Origin of the sequence: Actinoplanes auranticolor (assembly GCF_018332655.1) — a bacterium.
Classification (GTDB): Bacteria; Actinomycetota; Actinomycetes; order Mycobacteriales; family Micromonosporaceae; genus Actinoplanes; species Actinoplanes auranticolor.
Genome location: NZ_BOQL01000084.1, coordinates 90,547 through 101,879, shown reverse-complemented (window position 1 = coordinate 101,879; position 11,333 = coordinate 90,547). Strand labels below are relative to the sequence as shown.

General features: G+C 68.1%; 14 protein-coding genes. 9 read left to right on the top strand and 5 right to left on the bottom strand.

The genetic code is table 11. The features are described from left to right. The first annotated feature begins 289 nt into the window (after positions 1 to 289). The 6 genes from Aau02nite_RS43430 to Aau02nite_RS43405 all read left to right on the top strand — a co-directional run bounded on the left by Aau02nite_RS43430 (position 290) and on the right by Aau02nite_RS43405 (position 2,633). A complete protein-coding gene (locus Aau02nite_RS43430) occupies positions 290 to 616 on the top strand; it encodes a hypothetical protein (protein WP_212994528.1) in 327 nt (108 codons plus the stop codon). Beyond that, positions 613 to 810 carry a hypothetical protein gene (locus tag Aau02nite_RS43425; RefSeq protein WP_212994527.1) on the top strand — a complete coding sequence of 66 codons (198 nt, stop codon included), beginning with the start codon at positions 613 to 615 and terminating at the stop codon, positions 808 to 810. Before Aau02nite_RS43430 ends, Aau02nite_RS43425 begins: the two co-directional genes overlap by 4 nt. 500 nt (positions 811 to 1,310) lie before the next feature. Then, complete coding sequence (locus Aau02nite_RS43420; protein WP_212994526.1) at positions 1,311 to 1,622, top strand: CU044_2847 family protein; 312 nt, start codon at positions 1,311 to 1,313, stop codon at positions 1,620 to 1,622. After that, on the top strand, positions 1,619 to 2,071 hold the full coding sequence (locus Aau02nite_RS43415; RefSeq protein ID WP_212994525.1) for a hypothetical protein: 453 nt from the start codon (positions 1,619 to 1,621) through the stop codon (positions 2,069 to 2,071). The genes Aau02nite_RS43420 and Aau02nite_RS43415 overlap by 4 nt, the downstream gene beginning before the upstream one ends. A 77-nt stretch (positions 2,072 to 2,148) precedes the next feature. Further along, positions 2,149 to 2,442, top strand: a complete 294-nt coding sequence (locus Aau02nite_RS43410) for a DUF3040 domain-containing protein (RefSeq protein WP_212994524.1) — start codon at positions 2,149 to 2,151, stop codon at positions 2,440 to 2,442. Positions 2,443 to 2,462: 20 nt separating this feature from the next. Next, positions 2,463 to 2,633 (top strand): hypothetical protein, encoded by a 171-nt coding sequence (locus Aau02nite_RS43405; RefSeq protein WP_212994523.1) that lies wholly within the window; start codon positions 2,463 to 2,465, stop codon positions 2,631 to 2,633. Between the two features lie 10 nt (positions 2,634 to 2,643). On the opposite strand, the gene Aau02nite_RS43400 is transcribed toward Aau02nite_RS43405, so the two are convergent. Continuing rightward, a complete protein-coding gene (locus Aau02nite_RS43400; RefSeq protein WP_212994522.1) occupies positions 2,644 to 3,480 on the bottom strand; it encodes a phosphoribosylaminoimidazolesuccinocarboxamide synthase in 837 nt (278 codons plus the stop codon). 123 nt (positions 3,481 to 3,603) lie between these two features. Between Aau02nite_RS43400 and Aau02nite_RS43395 the strand changes: the two genes are divergently transcribed. Further along, positions 3,604 to 4,428 carry a DUF1206 domain-containing protein gene (locus tag Aau02nite_RS43395; RefSeq protein ID WP_212994521.1) on the top strand — a complete coding sequence of 275 codons (825 nt, stop codon included), beginning with the start codon at positions 3,604 to 3,606 and terminating at the stop codon, positions 4,426 to 4,428. Positions 4,429 to 4,432: 4 nt separating this feature from the next. On the opposite strand, the gene Aau02nite_RS43390 is transcribed toward Aau02nite_RS43395, so the two are convergent. Next, positions 4,433 to 4,939, bottom strand: a complete 507-nt coding sequence (locus tag Aau02nite_RS43390) for a pyridoxamine 5'-phosphate oxidase family protein (protein WP_212994520.1) — start codon at positions 4,937 to 4,939, stop codon at positions 4,433 to 4,435. An 82-nt stretch (positions 4,940 to 5,021) separates the two neighbouring features. On the opposite strand from Aau02nite_RS43390, the gene Aau02nite_RS43385 reads away from it, so the two are divergent. After that, positions 5,022 to 5,474: a winged helix-turn-helix transcriptional regulator gene (locus Aau02nite_RS43385; RefSeq protein WP_212994519.1), complete on the top strand. Its 453-nt coding sequence runs from the start codon at positions 5,022 to 5,024 to the stop codon at positions 5,472 to 5,474. A gap of 146 nt (positions 5,475 to 5,620) precedes the next feature. Then, positions 5,621 to 7,204 carry a hypothetical protein gene (locus Aau02nite_RS43380; protein ID WP_212994518.1) on the top strand — a complete coding sequence of 528 codons (1,584 nt, stop codon included), beginning with the start codon at positions 5,621 to 5,623 and terminating at the stop codon, positions 7,202 to 7,204. Positions 7,205 to 7,260: 56 nt separating this feature from the next. On the opposite strand, the gene Aau02nite_RS43375 is transcribed toward Aau02nite_RS43380, so the two are convergent. The 3 genes from Aau02nite_RS43375 to Aau02nite_RS43365 form a co-directional block, all read right to left on the bottom strand. Continuing rightward, a complete protein-coding gene (locus tag Aau02nite_RS43375) occupies positions 7,261 to 8,205 on the bottom strand; it encodes an SDR family oxidoreductase (protein ID WP_212994517.1) in 945 nt (314 codons plus the stop codon). 143 nt (positions 8,206 to 8,348) lie between these two features. Beyond that, positions 8,349 to 9,191 (bottom strand): helix-turn-helix transcriptional regulator, encoded by an 843-nt coding sequence (locus Aau02nite_RS43370; RefSeq protein ID WP_212994516.1) that lies wholly within the window; start codon positions 9,189 to 9,191, stop codon positions 8,349 to 8,351. Between the two features lie 796 nt (positions 9,192 to 9,987). Beyond that, entirely contained in the window at positions 9,988 to 11,226 is a 1,239-nt protein-coding gene (locus Aau02nite_RS43365; protein ID WP_212994515.1) for a hypothetical protein, read from the bottom strand. Positions 11,227 to 11,333: the final 107 nt, after the last annotated feature.

Sequence of the window (11,333 nt, the reverse complement as noted above, 5' to 3'; positions counted from 1 at the left end):
ACCCTTATTTACTAGGGTCTTAGCCTCACAGCATCCTAAGGGGGAGATCGTTCGACCGGAAACCGATCGATCGGCCACCTCACCGTCGCGCACGAGTCAGATGCACGTGCAGACGGCCTTGCGGACGCACTGGATCCCGAGCATGATATCTGACAGGCGGTTGCTTGGGTGCTGACAGTGCGTACTGAAAAGTATGTCCCTTTTCAAGTTCAGCGCCTGAGACGAACGCCGCGGTGTCCGCTTGACGTGTCCGCCCGACTACCGAGTCCCGGAAACAGGAGGCTCTCGAATGTCGACCCCGTCCATAGCCCCACCCCAGCGAGACCCGGCGGATGTCGCGCCGGCCGACAGCTACCACAAGGCCGACCCGGTCTGGGTCTACCGCGACGGCTGGCGGGCCGGCGTGATCGAGGCCGCCTCCCCGCGCGCGGTCACCGTGACCTACCGCCCCGGATCCCACCGGGGCACGGGCGTGGACACGTTCACCGCCTCCTACGTGACCTCCCGCGCCGATGAGGACCCGGCGCTCGACCGGCGCAGCAGCGGGCCACTGATGACCCGGCGCCCCCGGATCGGCACCGACGGCGCGGCGGCCATGGGCGGCCTGGCCTCGTGACCGGAGCCATCGCCCTCGCCGCGGTGATCGGACTGGTCAGTCTGCTGGCCGGGGTCGCCCTGGGCTGGTACCTGCGTCGCACCAACGACTGGTGCGCCCACTGCGGTGACCAGTTGAGCTGCGAGGGTTGTGGCAGTAAGGCGGCGTGGCCGAAGCCGCGTGAAGCCGAGCTGAGTCTGCGTTCCGGGCCCTGATCAGTACGCCGGGGTTGACCTCGGCCGGCGTGCTCGCCGGAGGCTTCCCCGGGACGACCTTCGGCCGGACGGCCGCATAGTCCGTCATGTCGCCCGGCACCACCACAGCGCCGAAGTCGTCCACGGCCACCTGACCGGAGAGCATCAGCAGCGCCCGCCCCGAGGTCGAGCCGCGCCACATGGGTGAAGCGGTCACCGGGACGGCGCCGCCACCGAGGGTGGTTTGTCCCGAGTCAGCTTCGCTTCCACATCCCCCGCCGGCTTTCCCGGCTCCGCGTCGCGACGCTGCCCGACACGGGAGCGTCCACCAGGGTGACACTGCCGGGTATCCGCAGCTCGCCGCCCACCTCCGGGCCGATGGTCGACATCTCGACCAGGACGCTGCCGGGGAGACGCCGACCTGGCCGTGGTCAGCGGGTGGCTCTCGCCCCGGCGGCCGTTGTCCACATGCCGACGTTGCTGCCGCCGTTCGCCGCGACCAGGTAGGGCAGGATGGTTCTGTGGCTGCCTACATGGACCTGCCGATCAACGACGACGAGTCGATCCGGGTGGAGATCAGCAATCAGGATCTGGTGCGCGCCGGCACCGGCGACCTCATCGGCACGGCGACCGATCGGCTGGACGAGGCGGTCGGCCAGGTCGTCCGGATGGGCCGCAAGGTCATTCAGCAGGCGCGCTCCGTCGCGGACGCCCCGGAGGCGGTCGAGCTCGAGCTGGGCCTGAAGCTCACCACGAAGACGGGCTTCGTCATCACCGAATCCAGCGGCGAGGCGCACGTCAAAGTCATCCTCAAGTGGACGGTGGGTGCTTGAGCACGTTCCTGCTCATCTGGGACGCCAGCGACACCGGTTATCCACCCGCCAATCTCGCCGCGGACATCGCCGCCACGGCCGCGGGTCGGCTCGTCGCGGGCCGCTGGACCTTCGGCTCCCGCCGCGGCGGCACCGCACCGGGCGACCGGGTCTTCCTGCTGCGGCAGCGTGCCGACCGCGGCATCGTCGCCAGCGGCACCCTGGCGGACGGCGTGATCTTCCCCGCCGCGCATTGGCAGGGCCATCCGGCCAAGAGCACGTTCTACGCCGAAGTGCTGTGGGACAGGGTGCTGCCGGTGGCCGACCGGCTGCCGTTCGAGGAGCTGCTGCACGACGTGCCCGGGCACGACTGGCGGCACATCTACGGGTCCGGCCAGCAGGTGCGCCCGCCGGCCGACGCGGCGCTGCACCGCCGCTGGCAGGAGCACCTCGCCGACCTGCGCCGCTGACATCCCGGCCGCGCGTTTCGGCTCGCCGACGCTGGGTAGCTGAGGACGTCGGCTCCCCGCGCTGGAGGTGGTCAGCAGTGCGCGATCCCGCATTCGAGGCAATCGTCGCGCGGTTGTGCGCCGATGACCCGGAGTTCACCAGCCGGATGAAGAAGCTCGGCGGCCCACCCTCGAAGAAGCGGGTGGGCCTCGCCGTTCTGCTGTGGGCGCTCGCGCCGGTGTGTGTCGTCTTCGGCGGCTGGACCGGCCTGCTGACAGCAGTCATCGCGGTGGCGTACGGCTCGTACCTGCGCTGGTCCGGGTCGATGTTCGCGGCGGCGGACTTCCGCAGGTCGCTCCCGAGACGCCGGCGTCCCGGCGCCTCGCTCTGATCTGACCTGGAGGTATCGCCATGACCGACCCGACGACCGAGGACGCCCGCCCGGCGACCAAGGAGGAAGCCGCGGCGATCGTCCGCGACGACCCGGCCCTGCAGACGGCGACGGACACCGCCGACGACGCCGCCACGGACGACGACGCGCGCACCGCGGACACCGCCCCGACCGGCGAGTCCCGGGACTGACCGCCGGGCCTCAGCGCCAGCGGTCGCCGGTGAGCCGCTCGTAGACCTCGACGTAACGGTTACGGGTGGCCTCGACGACCTCGTCCGGGATCTCCGGCCCGGGAGCAGTGCGGTCCCACCCGGTCAACGATGAGGACCAGTCCCGCAGGAACTGCTTGTCGAGATACCGCTGGGTGCCGCCGGGCTGCCACTCGTCCGCACCCCAGAAACGCGACGAGTCAGGCGTCAACAGCTCGTCACCGAGCTTCAGCTGCCCCCCGGCGAACCCCAGCTCGATCTTGGTGTCGGCGATGAGGATCCCCTTGCCGGCGGCCACCTCGGACCCCCGCCGATAAACCTCGAGAGTGATCCGCCGCAACTCGGCCGCGACATCGGCGCCGACGGACTTCTCGACTTCGGCGTACGTAATGAACTCGTCGTGCCCCTCACCCGGCGCCACCTTGGTGGTGGGGGTGAAAACCGGCTCCGGCAACTTCGAGCCCTCGATCAGCCCAGGCACGAGCTCAACGCCGGAGACAGCGCCGCTCTTCTCGTACTCCTTGAGCCCGGACCCCGCGAGATAGCCGCGAGCGATGCACTCGACCATGACCATCTCGAGCCGCTCACACCGCACCGCGCGGCCGGCCCACTCGGCGGGCACGTCGGTGGCGGAGATGATGTGGTTGGGCACCACATCGGCGAGCTGGTCGAACCACCAGAGGGAGAGCTGGGTGAGGATCTTCCCCTTGTCGGGGATGGCGGTGGGCAGGACCACGTCGTAGATCGAGACCCGATCAGAGGCAACCAGAAGAATGTCATCGCCGTCGGCGTAGACATCCCGAACCTTCCCCGAGTGCAACAGCTCCACGAGATCCCCTTAACCGCGCCGGACGCCAACACGGGTCACGCTATCTGACCGGCGACGGGGCCTTTCCGCGGTCTCGGCGGGGCGCACGTTTCGGGAACTGGCGCTTCGGTCAAAGGCAGGTTCATGCCATCCCTACCCTCGCAGGCCCACGGTGCGGCCTCGCGTACCGCCAACAGCAATTGGCTGGAGCACCTCACGCGCGGCGGGCTGGTGGGGTACGGCGTCATCCATCTGCTCTTCGCCTGGCTGATCCTGCAGATCGCGTTCGACGGCTCCGGCACCGACGGCGACCAGTCCGGCGCCCTGCACAAACTCGCCGAGAAGCCGTTCGGCACGTTCCTGATCGTGGTCATCGTCATCGGGCTGATCGCCATGATCATCTGGCAGCTGCTCGAGGCGGCCATCGGCCACCGCGCGGAGCGGGGGCGACATCGCGTGTACGAGCGCATCGTCTCGGCCGCCCGCGCCCTGTTCTATGCGTACTTCGTCTTCACCGGCATCAAGGTGCTCCGGGGCAAGAAGTCATCCAGCGCCGACACCCAGCAGAAGGCCAGCGAGGACCTGATGGCCTCGACCGGCGGCCGCCTCACGGTGGGCCTCGCCGGCATCGCGATCGCCGCGGTCGGCATCGGCCTGGTCATCTACGGGGTGCAGAAGAAGTTCGAGAAGCATCTCAAGATGAGCCAGATGACCGCGAAGATGCGCCGGCTCTGCGATCGCCTCGGCGTCGCCGGGTACGCCGCCAAGGGTGGCGCGTACGGGATCGCCGGGGTCCTGTTCCTGGTCGCGGCCGTCCAGTACGACCCGGACAAGGCCCGCGGCCTGGACGCGACGCTGAACGTGCTGTCCGAGCAGAGCTACGGACCGTGGCTGCTGGCCCTGACGGCACTCGGCATCGCCGCGTACGGGCTCTTCTCGATCGTCCAGGCCCGCTACCGCAAGGTGTGATCCGTCAGCTGAGGACGCCTCCGAGGACGCTCGGCAGGCGGGTGGTGAAGTCCACCAGCCCGACCCACGACGGGCGGACCACGATTCTGGCCTGCCTGGTCCCCGGCTGATCCATCTGGGCCAGGATCGGCTCGGCGTCGTCGCCCAGGTAGCGCCGCGCCGCCGCCGCGTACTCCTCGGCCAGCCCGTCCACCTCGGTGATCTGCGCGATGCCGCGGATGGTCAGGCACCGCGGCGGCGCGTCGTCGGTGTCGATGGTGAGCGCGACGGCGGGCTTCGCCCGCAGCGCGGCGATCCGGGCGGCCGGGTGACGGATGCCGACATTCGGTCCGGCCGTGTACGTGGCCATGACGATCTCCCGGCCGTTCCAGTGGAACCAGGTAGGGATCAGCCGTGGCGTGCCGTCCGGCCACACGAAAGCCATGCGCGCCGGGATACGTGACGTGAGCAGCTCCTGGGCGAGCGGCGTGTCGAGCAGTCCGAGGTGACCCTGGGGCAGAGATCCGGTCATCGTGCGCCTCCTGAGCGAGTTTCTTCAGGGAACTTAGCAGAGTCAGTTCCTTGAGGGAACTCATTAGAGCTAGCCTGGATCGATGCAACGCACCCAGTTCGGCGACATGGCGTGTTCGATCGCCCGCACCCTGGACGTGATCGGCGAGTCGTGGTCGCCGCTGATCCTGCGGGACGTGTGGGTCGGCATCCGGCGCTTCGACGAGATCCAGGCCGACCTCGGCATCTCCCGCAAGGTGCTGACCGAGCGGCTCAAGCTGCTGGTCGAGGCCGGCGTGCTGGCCCGCGAGCAGTACTCCGAACGACCTGCACGCAGCGAGTACGTACTCACCCCGAAGGGCACCGAACTCGTCGAGCTGCTCATGGTCATGGCCAAGTGGGGCGACCGGTGGACAGCCGGCCATGCCGGACCGCCGGTGCTCTACCGGCATCACGCGTGCGGCGAGATCGCCCACGTGGAGCTGCACTGCTCGACGTGCGATCAGCCGATGTCGCCCGAGACCGTCGACCTGCTGCCCGGCCCGGCGCAGAGCTGACGGCGCACCAGATCCACTGTGGTCGGTGGCGGTCCTTCGAGGGACAACGCGGCGGGCGCGGCTGTGGCATGATCACCGGCACCTCTTCTCGATGTCGTGCCGGACGTACGGCCGACGTCACCCCTCCAACCAAGGGGATAGCCCCAGTGCTCTCATTCTTCAGCCGTGCCCGTCTCGGGCGATATCTGGCCGTCACCGCCGTCGTTCCCGCCCTGGTGCTGAGCACCGGCGGCGCCGCCGTCGCGGCCACCCACACGCTCACCCTCACCGTGCTGAACCGCTCCGGTGCCAAGGTGTCGGTCGCCGCCACGGTGGTCAACCTCTCCAGCGGCTCGCAGTACACGGCCCGCAGCAACAAGAAGAAGAAACTGCCCAAGGGCAGCTACGCCGTGCTCACCTCGATCACCACCGGCAACACGACCACGCTCGGCGGCCGCACGGTCAAGGTGTCCGGTTCCGCCAAGCTGACCGTCGACGCCCGCCAGGGCCGGCGGGTCAACCTCGCGGTGAGCCCGGCGCCGGTCGGCCTGTCCCGCAACCTCAGCGCCCGGGTCTGCGCCAAGACCAGTGGTGCGAGCTACAACGTCGAGGCGTACGGCGACGAGCTGTACGCCATCCCGACCAGCTCCAAGAAGATCGCCTTCGCGGCGCTCGGCACGTGGAGTGACAGCTCGGGCCTGGCCGACGCGTACGCGGTCGTGCACCAGACGACCGGCGTTTCGAAGACTCCGCGCCGTACGGTGAAACGCTCTTCGCTCGGCACCGTGTCGGTGGTTTCGCGCTTCGGCCCGGAAGGCTCGAACTACACCGACGTGGCCGTGCAGCCGATCAAGCGCGGGTGCGCCGACGACATGTACAGCGGCCTGTGGACCGCCGACCAGCCGACCCGCGTGAAGCTGCGGCTCTCCACCGGCGCCTGGACCATCCGGTCGGGCACGTCCGCGACCACCAAGAACAACGAGACCTGGAACATCGGCTCGTACTTCGCGGAGCGCAAGATCGCCGCGGGCAAGTCGTACGCGGTCCGCTTCTACAACGCCGCGTGGGGCCCGAGCACGCAGGTGCCGAGCACGCTCTACGGCCGGGTCTCGTTCATGATGAACGAGATGTTCACCGACCCGTACTTCACCCGCAACGACACGGGCAGCGAGGGCGGCGACAAGGCCACCGCGACCCTGGTCTTCAAGGGCAAGACGGTCAAGACGAAGAAGGACCGGGGCTGGGAGCCCGACATGACGGTCCTCGACTACAAGGTCAAGAAGGCCGGCTGGTACACGCTGACCAACACGGCCACCCGGTACTACCCGGAGATCAAGTACCCGGCCGGCATGCTCTCCACCAAGAGCGTGGTCAGCTACCGCTTCTACACCAAGCCGAAGATCAGCGCGCTGGCCGAGGTCAACTCGGTGACGATGATCCCGGCCGGGCTGAACAACTGGAACAAGGCCAAAGGCCGCAGCACGACCAACGTGGCGCTGAAGCTCAACCGCTACACCCAGGACCCGGACGCCAAGCGCGGCAAGAACCCGAAGTTCAAGTCGCTCGGCGTGAAGATGTCCCCGGACGGCGGCAAGACCTGGCGCACGGTGAAGGTCAAGAAGGTCAAGGGCATGTGGACGGCGGTAGTGCCCAACCCGGCTTCGGGTGCGGTGTCGCTGCGGGCTCGGGCCACGTACAAGAGCGGCGGGTACACGGACGTGACGATCTATCGCGCGTACGGGATCGCCTGAGTGAACGACCGAGGGCTGGGCGATCCCGTACGGGATGGCCCAGCCCTCGTCGGTTGTCAGGCCGCGTCGAACACGGTCTTGGTCAGTTGCTCCGAGAATTCCCAGACCCGCGCGGCGTCCTCGGTGCTGCGCAGCGACGGGTACAGCTGCTGTTCGGCCGGCGGTCCGCCGAGGTTGCCGGGGCCGCTGGGGCCGTAAAGGGCCCCCGCCTTGGCGCCGGGGTCGGTCGCGGCCATGAGCGCCGGCAACTTGGCCGTCTCGACGGTGCCCAGCAGGATGCCGCGGGCTGACAGCGCCCGGATCAGCCGGACCTGGGGAGTGTCCTTGCTGCGGCCGAGTTCGGGCCGGGCGGCCAAGAGGCTGGTCGGAGCCACTCCCGGGTGGGAGAGGTTGCTGGTGACGCCCCACCCGTGAGCCCGGCTGCGCCGGTCCAGCTCCAGTCCGAACAGGCCGAAGGCGATCTTGGATTGGCCGTAGGCCCGCATGCCACGGTACGAGCGTTCCCAGTTCAGGTCGTCCCAGTTGATCGCGCCTCGGCGGGCGGCGACGCTGATCTGCGAGGTCACCCGGGCGCGGCCCGCGCGCAGCAGCGGCAGGAGCTGACCGACCAGGGCGAAATGGCCCAGGTGATTGGTGCCGAGCTGCGCCTCGAAACCGTCGGCGGTGACCTGGCGTTTCGGCGGTGTCATCACACCCGCGTTGTTGATCAGGATGTGAATCGGCCGGCCCTCTTCGCGGAGGCTGTCGGCGAGGGCCGCGACCGATTGCAGCGACGACAGGTCCAGGCTGCGCAGGGAGACCTGCGCGTTCGGATGGCTCCGGCGGATTCGGGCGACAGCGGCCTCGCCCTTGCGCGGATTACGGACCGGCATGATCACTTCCGCGCCGGCCGCGGCGAGCCGCTCGGCCATGCCCAGGCCCATTCCGTCGCTCGCGCCCGTGATCACGGCGCGCTTCCCGGACAGGTTCGCCATGGTGATGTCGGCCTGTGTGCGTGGCATTGATTGCTCCTTGCTGTCCGTGACCCGTTTGGTGGATCCGTATTGATCCTGGGCGGACGGCGCGGACCTATCCAGGGCCTCCCGATCACAGGCTCGCCAGGTCACCGCTGTGGGCAAGCCGGGAAACGGCGACCGGCGGATGTCTACGAGCTGGCGGGCTGAGCCCCGATGACCGAGAGGAGCTGCAGTTTTCCGTAACTCTCCGTGCCCGGGACAGCCGTGTAGACGAGCAGGATGTGCGACTGGGCGGGATCGACCAGGTGCTGACAGGCCAGTTCGAGCAGCCCCAGCTCCGGGTGGATGAAACGCTTGCCCTCGTCGAAAGCCAGGCCGATCTCGTGATCGGCCCACAGCGCGGCGAACTCCTTGCTCTCGGAGAGCAGCAGATCCGCCAGGCGGGCGGCCCGGGAGCCGGGACCGCGGAGCGTGGCCATCCGACGCGCCCCGGACGCGAAGACCCGGGACATGTGCTGGTGGTCGTCGGGGTGGTAGAGAGCGCGGGTGGCGGGGTCCGTGAACCAGCGGTAGGCGATGCTGCGGGCCGGCCCGCTGTATCGGGTGAGATCCCCGGTGAGTGCGGCGCCGAGCGGGGTCTGGCGCAACGTTTCGCCGAGCTCGGTGACGATCTCGGCCGGGCTGTCGGTCAGCCGGTCGAAGATACGCAGCAGGCCCGGGCTGATGTGTTCGCTGACGGAGCCGCGGATGGGTGCGTTGTGGCCGGCCAGGCGGAAGAGGTGGTCGCGTTCGTCGAGGGAAAGGTGCAGCCCCTGGGCGATAGACGCGATCAGCCGTTCGGAAGGGTGCGGTCCACGCTCGCGCTCGAGGCGGCTGTAGTAGTCGGTGGAGAGGTGGCAGAGAGCGGCGACTTCTTCGCGGCGAAGCCCGTTCGTGCGACGGCGTTGCCCTCGGGGCAGGCCCACGTCCTCTGGTTGCAGTGCTTCTCGACGGCGGCGCAGAAATTCTGCGAGTCCGGCTCGATCGATCATGACTGCTTCCTCCCGCGTACGGTGCTGTCTCGGCTGCGTGATCAGCGCTATCGCCGTTGTACCGCAGTCACTCGGCGCCAGCCACGGATTACTGATCCCCCCACCCGCGTGCGGGATCTGTCCGGAAAGAAGACGCAAAAATGGCCGTGATCAGCATTGCTGCTGTTCACGGCCTTCGTTGTGTGGTGCGCCCGAAGGGACTCGAACCCCTAACCTTCTGATCCGTAGTCGGCTCCGCCGCCCACATCCGGGTAAATCGGGTGCCGTGCTGCCTTCCGGGCCAGCCGTCCAGCCGCGGGGCGTTGCGTCCTCCCTGGTCCGCGCGATCCGCGCGCACGCCCGTGATCAGTTTCAGGTCCAATCAGACCCGCCGTACCGGAACGTCCGCGTTGGTGCTGGGCCGTCGTCGAACGTCCGAGCACCACCGGAGCACCACGAGGTGCCGTCCCCTGAGCATCGGTTTCCTAACGTGGCCAGTCGCCGACGCACCGAGCGAGCTACTTGTAAAACGCAAGTGGTGCGCCTCCTTTGCAGGGCCTTTGCTCGATGTCCGCTCCGCGGGTCAAGCGCTCAATGGCCAACTGCGAAGTCGGATGCTGATCTCTTGACCCGTAGTCGGCTTTGCAGCGCACTTCGTCGCCTGTCGCGCAGTGTGCTGTCTCGGAGGATCAGCTGTCTGGCCTAAGGAGTCGCGTCCTACCTGGTCCCCCGCAGTAGAAGTAACGCAGGCAGGCCTACGCGGTCAGCGCGGGGAAGACCACCACCGAGCCGTCCTCATTGCGGGCAATCTCAACAGCTATGTCTGTGGCGCGGCTGTCGACAGCGACCCCGTCGCCCAGCTGTGAATCCGGTTCGCTGTGCGCATCAGGCGATCTACTTCACCGGTCGTGAAGACAGGCAGTCGACTGTGCGGACGGCCCAGCTCGAGCGCTGACAGCCGTCCCAGGACACCGGCGAGGTTCGATTCCAGTTTGTTGAGACGCTGCTGATCGGCCCTGAGCGCACGGGTGAAATTCTCGAACAAGTTGCCCGGGTCGCTCTGCGCATGGTCGACGGCCTGCAGGATGATGACACGCCGCTTCAGCGCTACGGCCAAGGCGGCTAGTTCGAGGTGGGTGCGGAAGATGCCGCCGTCCACGTCGATGCCGGGAAACGACTTGGTCAGTGTGTCGATCTCGACGGCCTTGCCGTCGGGCAGCTTGTCGAGTGCTTTCTGCCAACGGGCGAGGCGGCGGTCGGTGGCAGCCAACGCCTTGCCGATGGCATGCACTGCCGAGTCGAGTCCGAGTGAGACACCGAGCTTGCCCTGGTCGAGCAGGATGGCGGTGGCTTTGTCGATGGCGTCGCGGCACCCGTCGAGTTCGCTGCGCTCGTCATCGAGCTTCTCATCGTGCAGTTGCTCCAGCAGCTCCGTGATGTGTTCGACGGCCTGCTGGCGCTTGTAGTCGGCGTGCGCGCTTACCCCGACCGCTACGGCCATGAGCACGAGCGGTGCGGCTACGGTGAGCGCTGCGCTGCCGGCGACCGCTGCGCCGGCCGTTGCTCCGGCTCCACCGACTGCGCCTACGGTTGCCGCCTTGCCGACTGGCACGAAGGTCGCGTTTGCGGCGATACCCGTCGAGTTGACGAGTGTGCCGTAGATGCCACCGGCCGCGGCCTTCGACGCCATCGGGCGAACGATGCCTTGACCGAGCTGAGCGGCAACCTTCGCCGGGACCACCATGCGATACAGGCCTTCACCGGCAGCGGTAGCCGCCGCCGAGGAACTCCGCGCTGTTTGAGTGATCAGCTGTGAGAGGTGCTGCGCCAACGGACTCGCGGCATCGAGCGGGATACCACGGCTGCGATCGAGATTATCGGGTAGTGGATGAACCTCCAGTGTGGCAATCGGCTCGGCGGCGAGTACGGCCAGCGCACTGCGCAGTTCCGCCAAGCGGTCAGCCGTCATCGGCTCGTCTCCCGTCAGCGCCGGCACCCGGACGTTACCGGTCGCCAGCGTCCACACCGGCACGATTGCCTTGTCGTGGTCAGTCATTGTCTTCCCCTGATCCCAGCACGAGCTTGGGGGCCACGTCCGACAAGATCGGCCGGACGGGCCTGGACATGCGCTTCCTGACGTCGAGTAAGCATGATCATCGAAGG

What these genes read in the sequence shown, in the direction of transcription:
- Aau02nite_RS43385 (WP_212994519.1), top strand. Translation starts at nt 5,022, where the DNA reads ATGCAACGCACCCAGTTCGGCGACATGGCGTGTTCGATCGCCCGCACC.
- Aau02nite_RS43365 (WP_212994515.1), bottom strand. Translation starts at nt 11,226, where the DNA reads ATGACTGACCACGACAAGGCAATCGTGCCGGTGTGGACGCTGGCGACC.
- Aau02nite_RS43390 (WP_212994520.1), bottom strand. Translation starts at nt 4,939, where the DNA reads ATGACCGGATCTCTGCCCCAGGGTCACCTCGGACTGCTCGACACGCCG.
- Aau02nite_RS43430 (WP_212994528.1), top strand. Translation starts at nt 290, where the DNA reads ATGTCGACCCCGTCCATAGCCCCACCCCAGCGAGACCCGGCGGATGTC.
- Aau02nite_RS43375 (WP_212994517.1), bottom strand. Translation starts at nt 8,205, where the DNA reads ATGCCACGCACACAGGCCGACATCACCATGGCGAACCTGTCCGGGAAG.
- Aau02nite_RS43405 (WP_212994523.1), top strand. Translation starts at nt 2,463, where the DNA reads ATGACCGACCCGACGACCGAGGACGCCCGCCCGGCGACCAAGGAGGAA.
- Aau02nite_RS43370 (WP_212994516.1), bottom strand. Translation starts at nt 9,191, where the DNA reads ATGATCGATCGAGCCGGACTCGCAGAATTTCTGCGCCGCCGTCGAGAA.
- Aau02nite_RS43395 (WP_212994521.1), top strand. Translation starts at nt 3,604, where the DNA reads ATGCCATCCCTACCCTCGCAGGCCCACGGTGCGGCCTCGCGTACCGCC.